Source organism: Actinosynnema sp. CS-041913 (assembly GCF_050942485.1).
Classification (GTDB): domain Bacteria; phylum Actinomycetota; class Actinomycetes; order Mycobacteriales; family Pseudonocardiaceae; genus Actinosynnema.
Window position 1 is genome coordinate 9169522 of record NZ_CP192037.1, and the last position, 20418, is coordinate 9189939.

General features: G+C 70.6%; 18 protein-coding genes. 9 read left to right on the forward strand and 9 right to left on the reverse strand.

Going from position 1 to position 20418, the window contains the following annotated elements:
• Nucleotides 1-226 precede the first annotated feature (226 nt).
• From ACQPZF_RS41680 to ACQPZF_RS41695, 4 genes are all read right to left on the reverse strand, one after another.
• Nucleotides 227-2320 carry a PhoX family protein gene (locus ACQPZF_RS41680; RefSeq protein WP_433266740.1) on the reverse strand — a complete coding sequence of 698 codons (2094 nt, stop codon included), beginning with the start codon at nucleotides 2318-2320 and terminating at the stop codon, nucleotides 227-229.
• Between the two features lie 219 nt (nucleotides 2321-2539).
• Nucleotides 2540-4564 carry a PhoX family protein gene (locus ACQPZF_RS41685; RefSeq protein ID WP_433266742.1) on the reverse strand — a complete coding sequence of 675 codons (2025 nt, stop codon included), beginning with the start codon at nucleotides 4562-4564 and terminating at the stop codon, nucleotides 2540-2542.
• A gap of 59 nt (nucleotides 4565-4623) precedes the next feature.
• Entirely contained in the window at nucleotides 4624-5784 is a 1161-nt protein-coding gene (locus ACQPZF_RS41690) for an MFS transporter (protein WP_433266744.1), read from the reverse strand.
• A gap of 81 nt (nucleotides 5785-5865) precedes the next feature.
• Complete coding sequence (locus ACQPZF_RS41695; RefSeq protein WP_433266746.1) at nucleotides 5866-6276, reverse strand: peptidase inhibitor family I36 protein; 411 nt, start codon at nucleotides 6274-6276, stop codon at nucleotides 5866-5868.
• A gap of 357 nt (nucleotides 6277-6633) precedes the next feature.
• On the opposite strand from ACQPZF_RS41695, the gene ACQPZF_RS41700 reads away from it, so the two are divergent.
• The gene (locus ACQPZF_RS41700) at nucleotides 6634-7359 is read left to right on the forward strand and encodes an SDR family NAD(P)-dependent oxidoreductase (RefSeq protein WP_433266748.1); all 726 of its coding nucleotides are present in this window, start codon (nucleotides 6634-6636) and stop codon (nucleotides 7357-7359) included.
• A gap of 74 nt (nucleotides 7360-7433) precedes the next feature.
• On the opposite strand, the gene ACQPZF_RS41705 is transcribed toward ACQPZF_RS41700, so the two are convergent.
• Both ACQPZF_RS41705 and ACQPZF_RS41710 read right to left on the reverse strand, forming a co-directional pair.
• Nucleotides 7434-8525 carry an inositol-3-phosphate synthase gene (locus tag ACQPZF_RS41705; protein ID WP_433266750.1) on the reverse strand — a complete coding sequence of 364 codons (1092 nt, stop codon included), beginning with the start codon at nucleotides 8523-8525 and terminating at the stop codon, nucleotides 7434-7436.
• 39 nt (nucleotides 8526-8564) lie between these two features.
• Nucleotides 8565-9107, reverse strand: coding sequence for a PadR family transcriptional regulator (locus ACQPZF_RS41710; RefSeq protein ID WP_433266752.1), 543 nt, complete (start codon nucleotides 9105-9107; stop codon nucleotides 8565-8567).
• A 167-nt stretch (nucleotides 9108-9274) separates the two neighbouring features.
• Between ACQPZF_RS41710 and ACQPZF_RS41715 the strand changes: the two genes are divergently transcribed.
• From ACQPZF_RS41715 to ACQPZF_RS41725, 3 genes are all read left to right on the forward strand, one after another.
• Nucleotides 9275-9679, forward strand: a complete 405-nt coding sequence (locus ACQPZF_RS41715; RefSeq protein WP_433266753.1) for a DUF5318 domain-containing protein — start codon at nucleotides 9275-9277, stop codon at nucleotides 9677-9679.
• 93 nt (nucleotides 9680-9772) lie between these two features.
• Complete coding sequence (locus ACQPZF_RS41720; protein WP_433266755.1) at nucleotides 9773-12829, forward strand: transglycosylase domain-containing protein; 3057 nt, start codon at nucleotides 9773-9775, stop codon at nucleotides 12827-12829.
• 171 nt (nucleotides 12830-13000) lie between these two features.
• On the forward strand, nucleotides 13001-14557 hold the full coding sequence (locus ACQPZF_RS41725) for a glycosyltransferase family 87 protein (RefSeq protein WP_433266757.1): 1557 nt from the start codon (nucleotides 13001-13003) through the stop codon (nucleotides 14555-14557).
• Nucleotides 14558-14597: 40 nt separating this feature from the next.
• Here the strand turns inward: ACQPZF_RS41725 and ACQPZF_RS41730 are convergent, their stop codons facing one another.
• The 3 genes from ACQPZF_RS41730 to ACQPZF_RS41740 are packed head-to-tail and all read right to left on the reverse strand — an operon-like array spanning nucleotide 14598 to nucleotide 17403.
• Nucleotides 14598-15236, reverse strand: coding sequence for a class I SAM-dependent DNA methyltransferase (locus ACQPZF_RS41730; protein WP_433266759.1), 639 nt, complete (start codon nucleotides 15234-15236; stop codon nucleotides 14598-14600).
• Nucleotides 15233-16636 (reverse strand): glycosyltransferase family 87 protein, encoded by a 1404-nt coding sequence (locus ACQPZF_RS41735; protein ID WP_433266761.1) that lies wholly within the window; start codon nucleotides 16634-16636, stop codon nucleotides 15233-15235. Before ACQPZF_RS41735 ends, ACQPZF_RS41730 begins: the two co-directional genes overlap by 4 nt.
• On the reverse strand, nucleotides 16633-17403 hold the full coding sequence (locus ACQPZF_RS41740) for a deoxyribonuclease IV (protein ID WP_433266763.1): 771 nt from the start codon (nucleotides 17401-17403) through the stop codon (nucleotides 16633-16635). Before ACQPZF_RS41740 ends, ACQPZF_RS41735 begins: the two co-directional genes overlap by 4 nt.
• Before the next feature lie 153 nt (nucleotides 17404-17556).
• On the opposite strand from ACQPZF_RS41740, the gene ACQPZF_RS41745 reads away from it, so the two are divergent.
• The 5 genes from ACQPZF_RS41745 to rplI all read left to right on the forward strand — a co-directional run bounded on the left by ACQPZF_RS41745 (nucleotide 17557) and on the right by rplI (nucleotide 20367).
• The gene (locus ACQPZF_RS41745; RefSeq protein WP_433266765.1) at nucleotides 17557-18546 is read left to right on the forward strand and encodes a hypothetical protein; all 990 of its coding nucleotides are present in this window, start codon (nucleotides 17557-17559) and stop codon (nucleotides 18544-18546) included.
• 232 nt (nucleotides 18547-18778) lie between these two features.
• Nucleotides 18779-19099 carry a 30S ribosomal protein S6 gene (rpsF, locus tag ACQPZF_RS41750; RefSeq protein ID WP_433266767.1) on the forward strand — a complete coding sequence of 107 codons (321 nt, stop codon included), beginning with the start codon at nucleotides 18779-18781 and terminating at the stop codon, nucleotides 19097-19099.
• 12 nt (nucleotides 19100-19111) lie between these two features.
• The gene (locus tag ACQPZF_RS41755) at nucleotides 19112-19612 is read left to right on the forward strand and encodes a single-stranded DNA-binding protein (protein WP_433266769.1); all 501 of its coding nucleotides are present in this window, start codon (nucleotides 19112-19114) and stop codon (nucleotides 19610-19612) included.
• 44 nt (nucleotides 19613-19656) lie between these two features.
• The gene (gene rpsR / locus ACQPZF_RS41760; protein ID WP_344034493.1) at nucleotides 19657-19896 is read left to right on the forward strand and encodes a 30S ribosomal protein S18; all 240 of its coding nucleotides are present in this window, start codon (nucleotides 19657-19659) and stop codon (nucleotides 19894-19896) included.
• A gap of 15 nt (nucleotides 19897-19911) precedes the next feature.
• The gene (gene rplI, locus ACQPZF_RS41765; protein WP_433266771.1) at nucleotides 19912-20367 is read left to right on the forward strand and encodes a 50S ribosomal protein L9; all 456 of its coding nucleotides are present in this window, start codon (nucleotides 19912-19914) and stop codon (nucleotides 20365-20367) included.
• Nucleotides 20368-20418 lie beyond the last annotated feature (51 nt).

Sequence of the window (20418 nt, forward strand, 5' to 3'; positions counted from 1 at the left end):
TGATCAACGTGCTCGCGCGAGCGGGGGTACCCCTGACGTGCCGGCCCTCGATACACCGCGAGCGGAGGTACCCCGACGTGTATGCCCTCGACCCACCGCAAGCGGGGGTACCCCTGACGTGAGGGCCCCCGATACACAGCCAACCACGGGGGTACGACAGAAGAGCCGGACAGGTCTTGGCCTGCCCGGCTCTTCGGGTGCCTTCAGCGGCCGGTGCTCGGCGTGGTCAGCCGCAGATGCGGCCCTTGTCCTTCTTCCACGCCACGACCACCGACGGCCGGGGCTGGGTGGCGCCGCCGTCCGGCCAGTGGGAGAGCGGGTTGTTCGCCGACGCGCCGTCGATCTCGCCGGGGTGCTGGACCGAGACCAGGACGAAGTCGTCCTCCACGACCGGGCCGCAGGTCTCGGCGCCCTTCGGCACCGTCAGGAACTGCTTGACCCGACCTCGGTACCGGCCCTCGACCGGCACGGCGAAGAGGCCGTCGTTGGACTTGAGGGCGTTGCCGTCGGTCGAGATCCACAGGTTGCCGTGGGAGTCGAAGGCCACGTTGTCCGGGCACGAGATCGGCGACACCTGGGTCTTGTCGTAGCCGCCGAAGTACGTGTCGGGGGACGTCGGGTCGCCGCAGACCAGCAGCAGCTTCCACGAGAACGTCAACGCGGTGTTGTCGCCGCGGCGCTCCTCCAGCTCCAGCACGTGGCCGTGCCGGTTGTTCACCCGCGGGTTGGGTTCGGTCGGGCCTTCCTTGCCGGCCTTGCCGCGGTCCGTGTTGTTCGTCAGGGCCGCGTAGACACGGCGGTTGCGCGGGTTCGGCTCGACGTCCTCCGGGCGGTCCATCTTGGTCGCCCCGACCTTGTCCGCCGCCTGGCGGGTGAAGATGTAGACCTCTTCCGCCGTAAAACCGTCCACAAAGGACTTGTCGCCCGCCGCCAGCGGGATCCACTGGCCGGCGCCGTCGAACTCGCCGTCGGCCGGGAGCTTGCCGGTGCCGTCGATCTCCGCCGCGGGGCTGTCGCCGGTGAACTTCGCGACGTACAGCGTGCCGCGGTCGAGCAGCTTCTTGTTGTGCTCGCGGGCGTAGCGGCTGTTGCCCGGCTTGTACCGCTCGTCCGAGACGAACTTGTACATGTAGTCGAACCGCTCGTCGTCACCCATGTACGCGACGACCCGGCCGTCGCGGGCGATGATGACGTTCGCGCCCTCGTGCTTGAAGCGGCCCAGCGCCGTGTGCTTGACCGGCGTCGACTTCGGGTCCAGCGGGTCGATCTCGACGACCCAGCCGAAGCGGTTGACCTCGTTGGGCTCCTGCGCCACGTCGAAGCGCTTGTCGAACCGCTCCCACTTGCGGGTGGACGCCGCGCCGCCCAGGCCGTAGCGCGCGAGCCGCGCCTTCTGCACCGGGTCGGTGACGCTGCCCGCGTTGGCGAAGTACTGGTTGAAATTCTCCTCGCCGGACAGGATCGTGCCCCACGGGGTCACGCCGCCCGCGCAGTTGTTCAGCGTTCCCAACACCTTCGTGCCGGTCGGGTCGGCCGACGTCTTCAGGTGCTTCGAGCCGGCCGCCGGCCCGGTCACCTTGAACTCCGTGGTGGCGGTGATCCGGCGGTTGTAGTGGCGGTCCACCTTCGGCACCAGCTTGCCGCTGCGGTGCTCGCGCTCCACCAGCACCACGGACAGGCCGTGCGCGGCCCACGCGATCTCGGTCTGCTCGCGGGTCGGGTTGGCGGCGTCCCAGTCCTTGAACAGGAACTCCTCGGTCGTGTACTCGTGGTTGCTCACCATGAGCCAGCGGTTCCAGTGGTTCAGCGGAACCAGACCGCAGAAGTCGTTGTTGTAGCCGAACTGCCTCGCCTGCGCGGCGGGCGTCTGCCGGTCGAAGTCGAACGCGGGCGCGCCGGGCAGCACCGGGTCGCCCCAGCGGATCACGACGGCCGACTCGTAGCCCTCGGGCGTGACGATCCGGTCCTCGGTGTTCGGCGCGACGGCGGTGAAGTTGAGGCCGTCGCGGCGGCGGCCACCGCCCAGGTCGCGGTCGGCCTCCACGGCCTCCGCGGCCTCCGGCGCGGCGGCGGCCGTGCCCGCACCGACGAGCCCGACGCCCGCGCCCGCGACGGCGAGCACCGCGCCCGCCTTGAGCAGGCCGCGCCGGCGCACGACCTCGCCCACGACGTCGCCGAAGTAGGCGTTGTCGGACGTGTTGGGAGCCTCGTGCGCGCAGGCGTCGCCGCAGCGGTACTTGCAGGTGATCGCCGACCGCCCAAGGGGGTGGTTGGGCAACAGGGGCAGCAGACGCCGGCCCCGATCGGTGGATGAGGACACGCGGACCTCCGAGATCGCTCAGTGGGAACTGGGCGACCGTAGGTCGGCAACGCCTCTTCCAGCGGACGTCAAGGTGAACGACAGGCGAACACCTCGCCCCTTCGCCGACCGGAACCGGCTGGTCACGGCACGTGTCAGCACACGTCTCAGCGCGATGTCGACGCACGTCTCAGCGCACGTCTCAGCGCACGGCGTCAGCGCACGTCTCAGCGCACGGCGTCAGCCGCCGACGAACCCGTCGCGCCACACCGCCACGACGGACGGCCTGGGCTGGGCGTCGCCGCCGTCCGGCCAGTGCGACGCGGGGCGGTCCGCACTGGCCCCGTCCACCTCGCCCGGGTGCTGCACGCAGACCGTGACGAACCGCTCCCCGATCACCGGCCCGCACGTCTCCGCGCCCCGCGGCACGGTGAGGAAGAGCTTGAGGTGACCGCGTTCCGGCCCGTGCACGGGCACCGCGTACAGGCCGTCGTTGCAGCCGTTCAGCGCGCCCGCCGAGTCGGTGGAGAGCCACAGGTTGCCGTGCCGGTCGAACGCCACGTTGTCCGGGCTGGAGATCGGCGAGACCCGCGACTTGTCGTAGCCCGCGAAGTAGGTGCTCGGGTCCTCCGGGTCGCCGCACACCAGCAGCAGGCTCCAGGTGAACGCCGTCGCGAGCGCGTCGCCGCCGCGTTCGGTGAGCTCCAGCACCTGGCCGTGCTTGTTGGCCACGCGCGGGTTCGGCTCGGTGGCGCCTTCCTTGCCGGGCTTGCCCCGCTCGACGTTGTTGCTCAGCGCGCAGTACACCGTGCCGGTGTGCGGGTGGGTCTGGATGTCCTCCGGACGGTCCATCCTGGTCGCGCCCACCTTGTCGGCGGCCAGGCGTGTGAACACGTAGACCTCTTCGGCGGTCATGCCGTCGACGAACGAGCGGTGGCCCCGCGCGAGCGGGATCCACTCGCCACGCCCGTCGAACTCCTTGTCGCGCGGCAGTTTCCCGGTGCCGTCGATCTCCTCGGGCGCGCTGTCGCCGGTGAACCGGGCGACGTGGAGCGTGCCGTCGTCCAGCAGCGTCATGTTGTGCCGGCGGGCGGATTTGCTGTTGCCGCGACGGACTCTGCCGGTGGAGACGAACTTGTAGATGTACTCGAAGCGCTCGTCGTCACCGGAGTACGCGACCACGCGGCCGTCGCGCGCGATGCGGACGTTGGCGCACTCGTGCTTGAAGCGGCCCAGCGCGGTGTGCTTGACCGGCGTGGCGTCCGGGTCGTGCGGGTCCAGCTCGACCACCCAGCCGAACCTGTTGGCCTCGTTGGGTTCCCGGGCGAGGTCGAAGCGCTGGTCGAACCGCTCCCACTTGCGCGTGGTGGCGCCGGGGGTGATGCCGTAGCGGGCGTGGCGCGGGTCCGTGCCCGCGTTGGCGAAGTACTGGTTGAAGTTCTCCTCGCCGGACAGGATCGTGCCCCACGGCGTGACGCCGCCCGCGCAGTTGTTCAGCGTGCCGAGAACCCTCGTGCCGGTCGGGTCGGCGCTGGTCCTGAGGAACTGCGAGCCGGCGGCCGGGCCGCGCACCTCGAACGGCGTGGTGGCCGTGACGCGGCGGTTGTAGTGGGAGAACTTCGGCTTGAGGCGGCCGTTCTCCTGCTGCACGAGGACGACGGACAGGCCGTGCGCGGCCCACGCGATCTCGACCTGCTCGCGCGTGGGGTGGTCCCGGTCGTAGCCGCGGAACATGAAGCTCTCGCTGGTGTACTCGTGGTTGGTGACCAGGAGGTTGGTGCGCCCCAACGAATCCAGCGGCAGCAGCGCGGCGAAGTCGCAGTTGAACCCGAACTGGCGGGCCTGCGCGGCGGGCGTCTGGTGGTCGAAGTCGAACCCGGGTGCGTCAGGGAACAACGGGTCGCCCCAGCGGATCACGATCGCCTGCCGGTAGCCGTCCGGGACGACCACGGCGTCCTCGGTGTTCAGGCGGACCGGCGTGAAGTCGAGGCCACGCGCCTTCCCGTGCCCGGCAGTGCTCGCTTCGGCGGCGGCTGTACCCGCGGCGGGGGACGCGGCGGCGGCCGGCGGTGCGGATTGGGCCGCCGCGCCGAGGGCGACGACGACGCCGGCCCTGATCGCCGTGCGGCGGGTGAGCAGGTCGCCGAAGTACGGGTTGGCCGACGTGTTCGGCGCATCGTGGAAGCACGCGTCGCCGCAGCGGTATTCGCACGTCACGGCGGCACGGCCGGGCGAGTGGTCGGCCAGTAGGGGAAGGTGTCGCACGTCCGCGCCTCCTACGGTCAGTTCGGCTCAACTGACCGTAGGCCGGCGTTCACTCGTTGTTAACCCATTACTTCTTCACCGACGACCACGTCCTGAGCGGTGATCGGCCGTTCGCGGGTCCGCCCGACCGCCAGCAGCCCGGCGGCCAGCACGCAGCAGACCGCGGCGACCACGAACGGCTGGGCGAGGTGGCTGACGAACGTCGCCGCGAGCGCTCCGCCGAGCCAGCGCAGGAAGTTGTAGCCGGCGCTCGCGACCGGCCGCGGCGCGGGGCTGACGCTCATCGCCGTGCCGGTGAACAAGGTGTTCAGCAGCCCGCTCACCACGCCGCTGACGACCACCGCGACCACCAGCAGCGGCTTGTTCGGGACCGCCATGACCAGCATCAACACCGCGAACGCGAGGACGGCGACGATGGTCGTGCGGCGTTCGCCCCAGCGGCCGGCCAGCTTCGGCGCGAGCCACACGCTGGACACCGCGACGCCGACGCCCCAGCCGAAGAAGATCAGTCCGATCGCCACCGCGTCCCACTCCAGCACGAACGGCGACCAGGCCAGGACCGTGAAGAAGGCGGCGGTGTAGAGGGCGGAGCCGACGGCGGTGCGCAGCAGGCCGGGATGCCGGAGGGCCTTGAGCGGGTCGAGCAGGCGGATCGAGTGCTGCGGCTTGTCGTTGGCGAGGAAGACCGAGCACAGCACGACGGCGACGGCCATCAGCACCGCCGTGCCGATGAACGGTCCGCGCCAGGAGAAGCTGCCCAGCAGCGCGCCGAGCAGCGGACCGACCGAGAGACCGAGGCCGAGGGCGGCTTCGTAGAGCAGGATCGCCTTGCCCTGCCCGCCGGAGGCCGCGCCGACGATGACGCTGAGGGCGGTGGCGATGAAGAACGCGTTGCCCAGGCCCCAGACGGCGCGCAGGCCGACGAGCTGGGTGATGTCCGACGCGAGCGAGCAGAGGGCGGTCGCGACGACGATCAAAGCCAGACCGGCGACCAGCGTGCGCTTCGCGCCGTACTTCGCGCCGGCCGCGCCGGTGAAGAGCATGGCGACGACCTGGACGCCGAGGTAGGAGGAGAACAGCAGGGTGACTTGCGATGGCGTGGCGTGCAGGCCTTCCGCGATCGACAGCAGGATCGGGTCGACGAGCCCGATGCCCATGAACGCGATCACCGCGGCGAACGCCGTGACCCACACCTGACGGGGTTGGTCGAGGAAATTCACTTAGCTACCCTAACAGAAATCAGTTAGGGTAGCTAAGTAAATTGGCTCGCACGTGGTGTGCCCGGGTCGTGCGCACGTCGATCAGGGGATGCCGATGCACCGCACTTCCTCGTTCATCGGAGCCCCACCGGCGTAGTCACTCCGCTGGCCCGGCTGCAACGTGAAGCTCGGCCTCGCGCAGCCGTTCCGGGCCTTCCACCGGTAGAAGGTGACGACCTTGGACGTCCGGTTCTGCACCGAGTGCGCAACGATGTCCAGGTGATGTTTGCCGGACTGGTTCTGGTGGATCTTCACCGGCGTACCGCCACCCTTCTTCTGCGGGAACGCGCAGACGTAGGCAGCCGGACACTCCTTGTAGTCCCGCTCCGTCGGCGCCGATATCTCGACGGGCGACGCGGGGTCGTTCTGCGCGTGAGCGGCGGGTGCGAGCAGGGCGGCGGCCAGCGCCGCGATCGGCACGACGAGTGCCAGGCGGAGAGTGGTGAAGGCCATCAGGGGAATCCCTTCCGAGCGGAGGAACGAGTCCCGGGGCCGATCGAACCCCGGCAACCGCTGTGTCTACCGCCGCCTGGAGAACCTCGCTGACCAGTGCGAATACCGATCATCACGGGACGCAGCGGCCCGTGACGACCACCGCCACCCACACCGACACCACCACCGCTGTGAGTGGTACCGACACCGCGCTTGTGGGGGACGGATTCGGTGGCGCCGGGCCACCGTCCGGGCAGCGACAGCGGCACACCCCCCGTCCGGGTGGAACGCCCGGCCTCGCCCCGTCGATCACCGGACTCCGGGGACCGGCCGTTCGGATCTCGCCCCGGGTGAGCAGCGCGACCTAGCCTCGCGGGCATGGAGCAGCGGGTTGCGGTGGTGAGCGGGGCGGCTCAGGGGATCGGGTCGCGGATTTCCGAGGTGTTGCGGGAGGCCGGGTACTCCGTGGTCGGGTTCGACCTGAGGGAGACACCCGGCGGTGTGGTCGGGGATGTGTCGTCCGAGGCGGACGTCGCGCGGTTGGCGGCGGGGCTCGAACGGGTGGACGTGGTGGTCAACAACGCGGGGATCGCGGGTATCCGGGCGTTCGAGGACACCTCGGTCGAGCAGTGGCAGCGGATGCTCGCCGTCAACCTCACCGGGCCGTTCCTGCTGACCAGGGCGTTGGGCAGGCTCATGCTGGCGCAGGGGTCCGGGGCCGTGGTGAACATCGCGTCCGTCGCCGGCCTGCGCGGTGTCGCCGACCGGGCCGCCTACAACGCCACCAAGCACGGGCTGATCGGCCTGACCCGCACGCTCGCCGTCGAGTGGGGCGGGCGGGGTGTGCGGGTCAACGCCGTCTGCCCCGGGTGGGTGAAGACGGAGATGGACGTCGAGTCGCAGGCCGGCGGGCACTACGGCGACGCCGACATCACCGATCACGTGCCGGTCGGGCGGTTCGCGTACCCGGACGACATCGCGCAGGCCGTCGCGTTCCTCGCGGACCCGGCGAGGAGCGGCTTCATCAACGGTGTCGCGCTGCCCGTGGACGGCGGGTGGACCGCCGACGGCTCTTGGCAGTCCCTCCGCCTGTCCAAGCGTTAGCGCACGCACATGGCAAACCCCCTTGGCCGCCGGGCCAGGGCCCCGCGGGCAAGGGGGTGATCACCCGATGGTGGTCAGCGGTCCACGTCGCCGCGGATGAACGCCTCCACGGCCTCGTGCGCCGCCGAGTCCGAGTACTGCACCGGCGGGGACTTCATGAAGTACGACGACGCCGACAGGATCGGCCCGCCGATGCCCCGGTCCAGCGCGATCTTCGCCGCGCGCACCGCGTCGATGATGATCCCCGCCGAGTTCGGCGAGTCCCACACCTCCAGCTTGTACTCCAGGTTCAGCGGCACGTCGCCGAACGCCCGGCCCTCCAGCCGCACGTACGCCCACTTGCGGTCGTCCAGCCAGGCCACGTAGTCCGACGGGCCGATGTGCACGTTCCGCTTGCCCAGCTCCCGGTCCACCTGCGAGGTGACCGCCTGCGTCTTGGAGACCTTCTTGGACTCCAGGCGCTCCAGCTCCTTCATGTTCAGGAAGTCCATGTTGCCGCCCACGTTGAGCTGCATGGTGCGGTCGAGCTGGACGCCCCGGTCCTCGAACAGCTTGGCCAGCACGCGGTGCGTGATGGTCGCGCCGACCTGGGACTTGATGTCGTCCCCGACGATCGGGACGCCGGCCTCCTCGAACTTGCGCGCCCACTCCGGGTCGGACGCGATGAACACCGGCAGCGCGTTGACGAACGCCACCCGCGCGTCGATCGCGGCCTGCGCGTAGTGGCGGTCCGCCTCCTCCGAGCCCACCGGGAGGTACGAGACGAGCACGTCGACCTCGGCGTCGCGCAGCGCCTGCGCCACGTCCACCGGCTGCTCGTCGGACTCCTCGATGGTCTCCCGGTAGAACCGGCCCAGGCCGTCCAGCGTGTGGCCGCGCTGCACGGTGACGCCCAGCGGCGGCACGTCGGCGATCTTGATCGTGTTGTTCTCGCTGGCCACGATCGCCTCGGACAGGTCGACGCCGACCTTCTTGGCGTCCACGTCGAACGCGGCCACGAACTCCACGTCACGCACGTGGTAGTCGCCGAACTCGACGTGCATCAGACCGGGCACCCGGGTCTTCGGGTCGGCGTCGCGGTAGTAGTGGACGCCTTGCACCAGCGACGCCGCGCAGTTGCCGACCCCGACAATGGCCACTCGAACGGTGCGGCGGTTGTCGCCCATGCCGAGTCCTCCTTCTTGTTTCCGTCAGTGCCCAGTGGGCTATTCGTCCCGTTCGCGCTGTTCCGCCTGCTCGTGCGCGATCAGCTCGTTGAGCCACCGCACCTCGCGCTCGGTGCTGTCCAACCCCATGCGGTGCAGCTCGCGCGTGTAGCGGTCGATCCGCTCGCTCGCGCTCGATAACGTCGTCCGCAGCCCTTCCCGCCGCTCCTCGACCCGCCGGCGCCGCCCTTCGAGGATCCGCATCCTGATCTCGGCGGGCGTGCGGGAGAAGAACGCCAGGTGGACGCCGAACGAGTCGTCGTCCCACGTCTGGGGGCCCGCGTTGGCCAGCAGGTCGGCGAACCGCTCCTTGCCCTCCGCGGTCAGCCGGTAGACCTTGCGCGCCCGGCGGCCCCAGGACCGGACCTCCTCCGGCGCCTCCTCGACGATCCAGCCCTCGCGTTGCAACCGGCGCAGCGTGGGGTACAGGGTGCCGTAGGAGAACGCGCGGAACGCGCCCAACAGCTCGTGCAACCGCTTGCGCAGCTCGTAGCCGTGCATCGGCGCCTCGTGCAGCAGGCCGAGGATCGCGAACTCCAGCATTGCGACACCTCCTCGCACGGGCACGCCGATGGGTGTGCTCAGTATATCGGTGCGATACATCCGCCCACGACTTGAGATGTGGCGTGCCGCACAAGGTCACACCGTGATCACGACCACTGCCCTGAACGGCCCAACGTAGGGGTCGGGCCGCCACGTACTCTGGTCCCGTGCTGACCCAACGGCAGGTGGTGGACTACGCGCTACAGCGCCGCGCGCTGCTGGCGGAGGTCTACGCGGGCCGGGTGGGCACCATGGAGGTCTGCGACGCCAGCCCGTACCTGCTGCGAGCTGCGAAGTTCCACGGCCGGCCGAGCGACGTCACGTGCCCGGTGTGCCGCAAGGAACCCCTGACCCTGGTGTCCTGGGTCTACGGCGACGAGCTCAAGCACGCGGCCGGCTCCGCGCGCACCGTCGAGGAGCTCACCCGCATGGCGAACCTTTTCGAGGAGTTCACCGTGTATGTGGTGGAAGTTTGCCGCACCTGTAGTTGGAACCACCTGGTGCAGTCATACGTCCTGGGAACACGTGGCCTGAACTCTCGGAAGCCGCGGAGGAGGACCGCGGCGGAGTGAACGTTCTCCGACCACGGGCGCCGCTCACCCCCGAGCGGCGGCGTACGACCACCGAACCGCGTGCGACGGCACGCCGGTCTGGGAGGCTTTTTCGTGAACGACCAGCATGACGACAGGCACCGTGGCGCGGAGCCGCAGTGGCCGACCGGGGAAGACCCGGACGGCGGCGCGCACACCCGTGGAGCCGGGGATCGGCCGGAGCGTCCGAACACCCCACCCGGTGGATTCGCGCGTCCCCAGGGCGCCCCGCGCCACGGCACGCCCTCCGGCGGCATCCCGCGCGCCGCACGCCCCGGTGGCCCCGGTGGCCCCGGTCACGGTGCCCCGAACCAGGGCGGTCCCGGTCCGGGGCAAGGCGGTCCGGCCCAGGGCGGCCGGCCACCGGGCACCCCGCCGGGCGGCATCCCGCAGGGCACCCCGCCCGGTGGGATCTCCCACGGCACCCCACCGGGCGGCATCCCACAGGGCACTCCGCCGGGTGGGATCTCCCAAGGCACTCCACCGGGCGGCGTCCCGCAGGGCGGTCGACGCCGCCTGCCCGAGCCGGGTGGTCCCGGTGCTCAGGGCGGCAGGCCCGGCGGCCCAGGAGTGCCCGGCCCAGGAGTGCCCAGCCCAGGCGGCCCGAACGCGGGCGGCCCAGGCGTGCCCGGCGCGGCCAACGCCGACCCCAACGCCACGCGGCAGGTTCCCAGGGGCGCGGCACGGCCCAACACGCCTCCCGGCGGCATCCGCCGGCCCGGACCCAACGGCCCCGGCGCGCCCGGCCGACCCCCGGCGGGCGGTCCCGGCGGCCCCCGACGGCCCGGCGAAGAGCCGACCGACCTCCTCCCCCCGGTGCACCAGACCGTGGCCCGCGAGCCCGAACTCCTCACGCACCGCGAGGACGACATCGCGATCGAGCCGTTCTACGAGGACGAGTACGAAGACGACGACGAACCCACCCCGGAGGAGGCCAAGGCCTTGCGCCGGAAGAAGATCTGGCGCCGGGTGCGCCGCGTGTCCTACGTCGGCCTGTTCCTGATGATCCTCGGGCCGATCGTCGCGTTCGCCATCGCCTACCAGCTCGTGGACGTCCCGAACCCGGAGCAGGTGGCCTTCGAGCAGAACAAGGCCGTCACCATCCTGTACGCCGACGAATCGGTGATGACCAAGATCGCCCCGTCCGGCGCGAACCGGACCCTCGTCAAGTACGAGGACCTGCCCGACCACCTGAAGAAGGCCGTGTTCGCGGTCGAGGACCCGACGTTCGAGACGAACCCGGGCTTCGACTTCACGGCCATCGCGCGCGCGGTCTGGTACCAGGTGACCGACCGGAACAGCGGTGGCTCGGGCCTCACCCAGCAGTACGTGAAGCAGGCCAGCCAGCAGGACCAGAACACGCTGAGCCGGAAGTTCACCGAGCTGGTCAAGTCGTACAAGATGTCCGAGCAGCAGGACAAGGACGACATCCTCACCGCCTACCTGAACACCATCTACCTGGGTCGTTCGGCGTACGGCGTGAAGGAGGCCGCGAAGGTCTACTTCAACAAGGACAACCTGAACGACCTGACGCCGGCCGAGTCCGCCCTCATCGCGGGCATGATCCAGAGCCCAAGCCTGTCCGAGGACGCCGAGTACGTCTCGTTCCGCTGGAACCACGCGATGGACCAGATGCTCCGGTTCGGCTGGATCACCCAGGAATACCGGGACTCGCAGCCGCAGCCGCAGCTCCGGCCGGCGGCCGAGGCCCTGCAGAACGGCCTGGAGGGCACGCGGCTGCTGATCCAGAACCAGATCATCGCCGAGATGGCCGAGGACATGGACTGGACCATGGAGCAGGCCCACCAGTCCGGCGTCACGATCCACACCACCATCGACCCGAAGATGCAGCTCGCCGCGGAGCAAGCGGTCAGCGAGGTGATGGAGGGCCAGACCGAGGGCCTCCAGCAGTCGCTGACCGCGATCGACCCGAACTCGGGCGCCGTGCGGGCGTACCACGCGGGGCTGGACGGCAACGGCATCGACTACGCGCGCGGCACCGTCCAGGAGGCCGGGTCGTCGTTCAAGCCGTTCGACCTGGTGGCCGCGCTGCACCGGGGCAAGGGCCTCGGCTCGACCTACGACGGCGTCTCGCCGAAGACCTTCCCCGGTGGTCCCGGCCCGCAGGACGACGTGGTCATCCGCAACGCGACCGCCAGCAACTGCGGCAAGGAATGCTCGTTGCGCAAGGCCATGGAGTTGTCGCTGAACACGGTGTTCTACGACCTGGTCGCCAACGAGATCGGCCCGCAGGCGGTGGCCGACGCGGCGTTCGAGGCGGGCATCCCGAGGTCGGTGAAGGTCGAAGGCAAGGAGAAGCAGCTCCTGGTCGGCGAGAACGGCGGCGCGCCCGGCACCGGTATCGCCATCGGCGGTGGCGAGGCGCAGGTGCGGCCGTTCGACATGGCCTCGGCCTACGCGACGTTCGCGGCGCGCGGCGTCTACCACAAGCCGTTCTTCATCTCGAAGATCACCGACGCCGACGGCCAGACGATCAAGCAGCACGTGGACGAGTCGCGCAGCGCGTTCGACAGCGACCCGCAGAAGAGCCAGGACATCGCGGACAACGTGACGGAGTCGCTGAAGCCCGTCATCTCGTTCTCGAAGCTCGACTGCGCGGGCAAGCGGGAGTGCGCGGGCAAGACCGGCACGCACGAGCTGCCCGGCTCGACCGACCAGAACTCGAAGGCGTGGATGGTCGGCTACACGCCGTCGCTCGCGACGTCGGTCTGGATGGGCCGCAACCGGGGTGACGAGCCGCTGGTGAACGCCAAGGGCAAGGCGATCTTCGGCTCCGGCCTGCCGGGCGAGATCTGGAAGAAGTTCATGGACAAGGCCCTGGAGGGAACGCCGCAGGAGAAGTTCCCGAAGGCCAGGCCGATGGGCGAGTACGAGGACCGCAAGGTGACGCCCACGGGCACCACCACGACCACGCCCAAGGACGACGACAACAACAAGACGACGACCTCGACCAGGCCGACGACGACTCGCGACGACCCGACGACGACCACCACGACCCGCACGACGCCGTGCGTCGGCCTGCGGTGCCCGACGACGACCACGTCCGAGCCGGAGCCGAATCCGAACCCCGACCCGATCGGGGGCGGCGGCGGCAGTCCACCGACCAGGTAGGTCAGGTCGGCTCTTTCCTTCGGCGAGGCGTGCTCCGGCACGCCTCGCCGCTTTGTCGGCACCCCGGATCCGGCACCGACCTGCGGAAAGCCGCTGCCGTCCCGGAATCGTGCCGAGCCGGACGGGACTTCTTCACCACCGCTGTGGACCTCTGCCCGTAGCATCCGGCACGTGGCCAGCCCTTCGCAGCACACAACGGCGAACGCCGACGACACCGATTCGCTCAGCCCCGAAGAGCGCGTGCGCCCCACGTGGACCGAGCCGTTGGCCCGAGCGGCGGCCAAGCCGTTCGGCGGCCCGGTCGGCAGGCACGCCTCGGTCGGCAGGCAGTGGTTCTGGACGCCGTTGCGAGTGGTGCTGCTGCTGGCCGTGGTGACGCTGGCGTTCGCCTGGCTGCAGAAGTCGCCGTGCGTGCAGCAGTACGTCGACAGCAACGGTGTCGTGCAGCTCGACTGGCGGGGCAGCAAGCAGTTCACCGCCATGTGCTACTCGGACACCGTGCCGCTGTACACGGCGGAGCGCCTGGACAAGCCCGAGACGTTCCCCTACCGGACGTCCTGGATCGACGACGAGGGCAAGGCGACCGCGCACGTCCGCTACATGGAGTACCCGGTGCTGACCGGCATGTTCCAGTGGCTGAACGCGCGGATGGCGCAGGGCTGGACGCGGATCGCGGAGACCGGCTGGCTGCCGAACCCGATGACCGTGATCGTGTACTTCAACATCACCGCGCTGTGGCTGGCGCTGGCGTGGCTGGTGACCACGTGGGCGGTGCTGCGGCTGGCCCGGCGGCGGCCGTGGGACGCCGCGATGGTGGCCGTGTCGCCGTTGGTCGTGGTGCACGCGTTCACGAACTTCGACACGCTGGCGACGGCGTTCGCGACGGCGGGCATGTTGGCGTGGGCGCGGAAGAAACCCGTGCTGGCCGGTGTGCTGCTCGGGCTGGGCGGCGCGGCGAAGCTGTACCCGCTGTTCCTGCTCGGGCCGCTGCTGCTGTTGTGCTGGCGGTCGGACCGGATGCGCGCCGGGCTGACGACGCTGGGCGCGACGCTGGCGACCTGGGTGGTGGTGAACGCGCCGATCGCCTACCTGTACCCGGCGGGGTGGCGGGAGTTCTTCCGGCTCAACACCGAGCGCGGGGTGGACCCGGACTCGCTGTACAACGTGCTGGCGCAGTGGACCGACTGGCGCGGCTTCGACCCCGGCCTCGTGCAGGGGCAGGCGCCCGAGGTGCTGAACACGGTGAGCGCGGTGTTGTTCCTGGTGTGCTGCGCGGCGATCGGGCTGGTGGCGCTGTCCGCCCCGACCAGGCCGCGGCTGGCGCAGCTCGGGTTCCTGGTGGTGGCGGCGTTCCTGCTGACGAACAAGGTGTGGAGCCCGCAGTACTCGCTGTGGCTGGTGCCGCTGGCCGTGCTGGCGCTGCCGCGCTGGCGGCTGCTGCTGGCGTGGATGGCGGTGGACGCGCTGGTCTGGGTGCCCCGGATGTACTTCTACCTGGGCACCGAGAACAAGGGCCTGCCGATCGACTGGTTCCTCGGCGCGGTGCTGCTGCGGGACGTCGCGGTGGTCGTGCTGTGCGTGTTCATCGTGCGGGAGATCTACCGGCCGTCGCTGGACCTGGTGCGGCGGTCGGGCGACGACGACCCGTGCGGCGGGTTCCTGGACGGCGCGCCGGACCGGCGGGTGCTGCGGCTGGGTCGACGCGCGGAGCCGGTCGGGTCGGTCTGACCCGGCTGCGGTGACCCGGCTGCGGTCATCCCGGCTGCGGTCATCCCGGCTTGCGGGCCAGCAGGTAGGCCTGGGGTGTCTTCTCGTTCGGCGGCTCCGGCGCGCGGACCAGCGTGGCGTGCGGTTCGAAACCGGCTTCGACTAGCTGTGCGGTGACCCGCTCCGGCGGCAGGCGGTAACCGGTCAGGGTGATCCGGTGCCCGTAGCCCTCGGTGTGGTCGCGGCGCTCGTCACCCGTCTGGAACGCCAGCAGCAGGCGTCCGCCGGGCGCGAGGACGCGGTGGAACTCGGCGAACACGGCAGGCTGGAGGTCCGGCGGGATGTGGATCACCGAGTACCACGCCACCACGCCGCCCAGCCCGCCGTCGGGCAGCTCAAGGCCGGTCATCGAGCCCACCTCGAACCGCAGGTCCGGGTGCCGGTCGCGGGCGACGGCGACCATCTCGGGGGACAGGTCGACGCCGAACACGGCCAGGCCGAGGGCCGCGAGGTGGGCGGTGATCCGGCCGGGGCCGCAGCCGATGTCGGCGACCTCGCCCTCGGCCAGTTCCGCGAACGCCGCGAGCACCACCCGGTCCATGGTGTTGCCGGCGAGGTCGTCCCTCAGCAGCGCCTCGTAGTCGGCCGCCACCGTGTCGTAGGCGGTCCGGGTCGTGGTCAGGAACGACGGCTCGGTCACCGCTTCGCCTTCTCGTCCGACGTGACGGGGAGGAACCGGTCCAGCGGCCGGTCCCGGAACGCGACCTGGGCTCTCAGGAACACGAAGAACAGCGCCACGAGCAGCGCCGCGCGCCCCCACACCCCGATCACCACGGCCTGCGCGGAGAGGCCGTCGTAGATGCCGGACGGCTGCCCGAACTCGATCGCGTAGTACCAGCGGAAGATCCCGACGCCCATCGCGATGTCCGCCGCGAAGTACGCGAACACCCACCCCAGCGGGATGCGCAGCAGCACGAACATCGGCACCAGCCACAGCGTGTACTGCGGCGAGTGCACCTTGTGCAGCAGCAGGAACCCGCACAGCATGGCCGCCGACACCGGCACCCACGGGTAGACGCCTTCCCGCCGGCACCGCCGCCAGCCGAGCCAGCAGGCCAGCGCGAACGACCCGAGGATGCCCACCGGCGACAGGACGCCCACCACGGCCTGCATCGACTCGTCCGGCATGAACGGCCGCATCGACCAGAACCAGATCGAGTTGGTGGTGATGTCCACCCGCCGCAACTGCTGGAACGTGAACGACGCCTGCCAGCCCGCGAACCCGAGCACCGCGAACGGCAGGTTGACCAGCACCACCGTCACGGCCGACGCCAGGGCGACCTTCACCGCGCCCGGCCAGTCGTACTTGCCCCCCGCCAGGCCCTCGCGCCCGCCGGTCAGCACGTACAGGCACAGCGGCAGCACGAACGCCGCCGGGTAGATCTTGAACGCGAACCCGAGGCCCAGCAGCACGGCCGCGACCACGGCCCGGTCGACCAGCGGTCTCGGCGTGCGCCCCCAACCCCGGTGCACGACGTACACCGCCGCCACCGAGCAGAACGCCACCGGCAGGTCCCAGTTGTGGAACGCGTAGAGCACCATCGGCGGCCCGATCGCCCACAGCAGCGCCCGCCACCCGCTGAGCTTCCCCAGCAGCCACGCCGTGGCCAGCCCGAACGGGGCCATCAGCAGCGCAGAGAACAGCAGGAACGCCGCGTCGGTGTGCGCGAAGACCGCCCCGGCCCAGATCAGCAGGCCGGTCAGCACCGGGTACTCGACCGTGCCGCCGGTCAGCACGCCCTTGCTGTCGATGCCGCCGTCGACGTACGGGAACACGTGCCGGTCGATGTCCCGGCCGATCCACAGGTGCTGGATGTCCGAGTAGCAGACCTCGGACTTGTTGCGCTTCTCGTAGTCCGGCGCGCTGCGGCCCCACTGGTCGAACGTCGGCCCCGTGCAGCGGTCCTTGTTCGCGAACCCGAGCAGCAGCGTCAGCCCGCACAGGAGGATCAGCGCGGCCAGCGCGAACCGGCCGAACCGCCGCGGCCGTCGCCCCACCACCCGTGCGGGCAAGGCCGCCACCTCCCGCGTGCGGCTCATCGACCCAGGTGCTCGCGGAGGAACGCGATGTCCTCCGCCTGCCCTTCGTCCGGTGTCTCGACCAGCGCCGGCGCGCCCGCCGCGGCGACCACCGCGACGAGCTGCTCCGGGTCGATCGTGCCCGACGCGATGTTGGCGTGCCGGTCGCGGCCGGAGCCGAACTCGTCCCGCGAGCTGTTCAGGTGCACCAGGTCGATGCGCCCGGTGATCGCCTTCACCCGGTCGACGATGCCGACCAGGTCCTCACCCGAGGCGAACGCGTGGCAGGTGTCCAGGCAGAACCCGGCGCCGAACTCGCCGACCGCGTCCCACAGCTTGCCGAGCATGTCGAACGTGCGGGCCATGGCGTTGTCGCCGCCCGCGGTGTTCTCGATCAGGATCGGGACCGCGAAGCCGCCTTCCTTCGCCTGCCGCTCGAACATCTTGCGCCAGTTCGCGATGCCGTCGGCCGCGTCCTCGCCCTTGGCGACGTGGCCGCCGTGCACGATCAGGCCCTTCGCGCCGACCCCGGCCGCGCCCTCGGCGTGCTGGAGGACCATCTTGCGGGACGGGATGCGGATCCGGTTGTTCAGCGACGCCACGTTCGCCAGGTACGGCGCGTGGATGAAGACGTCCAGGTCGGAGGCCAGCAGCCGGTCGGTCTGCGGGTGCGGCTTGGGCGCCTTCCACCCCTGGGGGTCGGCGAGGAAGAACTGGACGACCTCGGCCCCGCGAGCGGCTGCGGCGCCCAAGGGGTCATCGTCCCGGACGTGGGCTCCGATGCGCATGGAAGTGGAGAGTAGTCGGGTACTACGACAAAGACGGCCGGGACCGGTGGCGCGGGAATTGTGAAAAGAAGACATGACTCACGTCACCACTAGGCCTTACGCTCGTTACTTGTAAGTAGGAAACGGTGCGGAGGCAGGCCAGGGAGGCCAGACATGCGGACCCGACTCACCCGGCTGGCGGGCGCGGTAGCCGTGGTGTTCGCGGTCGGCGCGGTGGGCGCGATCGGAGCCGGCCCGGCCTCCGCCGCCGAACCCGTGGTGGTCGGCGACTGCGCCACCACCGTGCAGGGCGCTCCCGGCACCCCGGTGTCGCTGAGCCCCGCGGCCGTCGTGCAGCCGGTGGTCGACCTGATCCGGGCCGTGCCGCTGCTCGGGCCGCCGCTCGCCGAACCGTTCCGGGCGACGTTCAACGCCCTGCCGCCCATCCCGATCGGCGCGATCCCGACCGGGAGCGGCGTCATCACGGGCGGCGACATCGCGCACAAGGTCGTCGCGGAGCTGGACAAGATCCCGTTGCTGGGCCCGATCATCACCACGTTGACGCACAGCGTGCAGGCCACCCTGACCAAGCTCTGCGGCGTGACGGTGACCGGCGTGAACACGGCCGTCGCGCCCGTGCAGGACGGTTCGAAGGCGGTCGCGGACGCGTCCCAGCAGGCCACCGGCCAACTGCCGGGCCTGCCCGGCGGCAAGCCGACCCCGAACCCCGGCACCCCGCCGACCACCGGTCAGCCCGGTGGCACGCCCGGCACCGCTCAGCCGGGGAACGGCCAGTCGGGCTTCACACCGGTCGGCGGCGTCGGCGCGCTGGACCTCCCGCTCTACGGCTCGAACCCGTTCAGCGGCAACTTCGGCCGCGTGCCGCTGTTCAGCTACGGCTCCCTGCCGTTCGCGATGCCCGGCCAGTTCTCCCCGTCGCCGGGTGTGCGGTACGGCGGCAACGTCCCGGGCTACCGGCCCGGCTACGGAATGCCCGGCGCGGACACCGACGGCGTGCAGACCGCGGGCCACGCCCAAGCCCTGCCCGGCACCGGCCGGATGGGCGGCGGCGTGGCGGTGCCCGTGCTGCTGGCCGTGCTCGCGCTGTCCTGCGTGACGGGAGCCCTGGTCCGCACCTGGGTCCTGCGCCGCGCACTCGCCTAGCTTCCGGCTTCCCGCCTGGCCGCGCCCGGTCCCGCCTAGCCGCTCCCGCCTGGCGCCTGACTCCTCCCGCCTGACGCCACCGCCCCCGACTGACGAGCGTGACCAGCCGGAAGAGGCCCCGGTGCGCGGCGCTCGCCCGGTCCGCTGCTACCCTCTCCGGGTTGCTGACGCGACGACCCTCCTGCCACGGAAAGTCCGTGGCCGTTGAGCCCACAGGAGGTGAGTGGTCTTCATGCGTCATTACGAAGTGATGGTCATCCTGGACCCCAGTCTCGACGAGCGCACCATCGCGCCCTCGCTCGACACGTTCCTCAACGTCATCCGCACCACGGGCGGCAACGTCGAGAAGGTCGAGGTGTGGGGCAAGCGCCGGTTGAGCTTCGAGATCAACAAGAACACCGAGGGCATCTACGCGGTGCTCGACCTGACCTCGACCCCGGACGCGGTGAAGGAGCTGGACCGCCAGCTCGGGCTGCAGGAGACGGTGCTCCGGACCAAGGTGCTGCGTCGCGAGCCCGCCAAGGCCGCCAAGCCCGCGGCCGCCAAGGCTTAGGAGCCTCCCGACATGGCCGGCGAGACGACGATCACGGTGGTCGGCAACCTGACCGCCGATCCCGAACTGCGCTTCACCCAGTCCGGCGCCGCGGTGGCGAGCTTCACGGTCGCCTCCACGCCCCGGACCTTCGACCGCCAGAGCGGCGAGTGGAAGGACGGGGAAGCGCTCTTCCTGCGGTGCAACGTGTGGCGGCAGGTCGCGGAGAACGTGGCCGAGTCCCTCACCCGCGGTTCGCGAGTGCTCGTGAGCGGGCGGCTGCGCCAGCGTTCCTTCGAGACGAAGGAAGGCGAGAAGCGCACCGTCATCGAGCTTGAGGTCGACGAGATCGGCCCCTCGCTGCGGTACGCGACCGCGAAGGTCAACAAGGTGAGCCGTGGAGACGGCGGCGGCGGCTTCGGCGCCGGCAACCAGTCTCGCGGCGGCGGTGGCGGCGCGCCGGCCGACGACCCGTGGGGCTCCGCGCCCCCGGCGGGTTCCGGCGGCGGCTTCTCCGACGAGCCCCCCTTCTAGACCGCACCCCATACTTCACCGCGTTATCCCAGGAGTGACCCCACATGGCCAAGCCGCCTGTGCGCAAGCCCAAGAAGAAGGTCTGCGCGTTCTGCAAGGACCGCAACGCCAACATGATCGACTACAAGGACACCACCCTGCTCCGGAAGTACATCTCGGACCGGGGCAAGATCCGTGCCCGCCGGGTGACCGGCAACTGCAGCCAGCACCAGCGCGACGTCGCCGTCGCGGTCAAGAACGCCCGCGAGATGGCGCTGCTGCCCTACACCTCGACCGCTCGCTGAGAAAGGGGAGACACCGTGAAGCTCATCCTCACCGCTGACGTCAGCGGCCTCGGTGGCCCCGGCGACATCGTCGAGGTCAAGGACGGCTACGGCCGCAACTACCTGCTGCCCCGCGGCCTGGCGATCCTCGCCACCAAGGGCGCGGCCAAGCAGGTCGAGGTCATCCGCCGCGCGCAGGAGACCCGCCGGGTCCGCGACCTGGACCACGCCAAGGAGATCAAGGCCTCGCTGGAGGGCCTGGGCTCCGTGACGCTCAAGGCGAAGGCCGCCGTCGGCTCGAAGAAGCTGTTCGGCTCGGTCACCTCGTCCGACGTCGTGTCCGCCGTGCGCAGCGCGGGCGGCCCGACGCTGGACAAGCGCGCGGTCGAGATCGGCGGCCACATCAAGACCCTCGGCAAGCACACCGTCTCGGTGCGCCTGCACCCCGAGGTCACCGTGTCGCTGGCCGTCGAGGTCGCCGCCGCGGTCTGAGCCACACCCGCGATTCGACGCCGAGAGCGCCGTCCGGCCGGATACTCCGGT

What these genes read in the sequence shown, in the direction of transcription:
- ACQPZF_RS41755 (WP_433266769.1), top strand. Translation starts at nt 19,112, where the DNA reads ATGGCCGGCGAGACGACGATCACGGTGGTCGGCAACCTGACCGCCGAT.
- ACQPZF_RS41735 (WP_433266761.1), bottom strand. Translation starts at nt 16,636, where the DNA reads ATGAGCCGCACGCGGGAGGTGGCGGCCTTGCCCGCACGGGTGGTGGGG.
- ACQPZF_RS41745 (WP_433266765.1), top strand. Translation starts at nt 17,557, where the DNA reads ATGCGGACCCGACTCACCCGGCTGGCGGGCGCGGTAGCCGTGGTGTTC.
- ACQPZF_RS41700 (WP_433266748.1), top strand. Translation starts at nt 6,634, where the DNA reads ATGGAGCAGCGGGTTGCGGTGGTGAGCGGGGCGGCTCAGGGGATCGGG.
- rpsF (WP_433266767.1), top strand. Translation starts at nt 18,779, where the DNA reads ATGCGTCATTACGAAGTGATGGTCATCCTGGACCCCAGTCTCGACGAG.
- ACQPZF_RS41695 (WP_433266746.1), bottom strand. Translation starts at nt 6,276, where the DNA reads ATGGCCTTCACCACTCTCCGCCTGGCACTCGTCGTGCCGATCGCGGCG.
- ACQPZF_RS41740 (WP_433266763.1), bottom strand. Translation starts at nt 17,403, where the DNA reads ATGCGCATCGGAGCCCACGTCCGGGACGATGACCCCTTGGGCGCCGCA.
- ACQPZF_RS41705 (WP_433266750.1), bottom strand. Translation starts at nt 8,525, where the DNA reads ATGGGCGACAACCGCCGCACCGTTCGAGTGGCCATTGTCGGGGTCGGC.
- ACQPZF_RS41710 (WP_433266752.1), bottom strand. Translation starts at nt 9,107, where the DNA reads ATGCTGGAGTTCGCGATCCTCGGCCTGCTGCACGAGGCGCCGATGCAC.
- rpsR (WP_344034493.1), top strand. Translation starts at nt 19,657, where the DNA reads ATGGCCAAGCCGCCTGTGCGCAAGCCCAAGAAGAAGGTCTGCGCGTTC.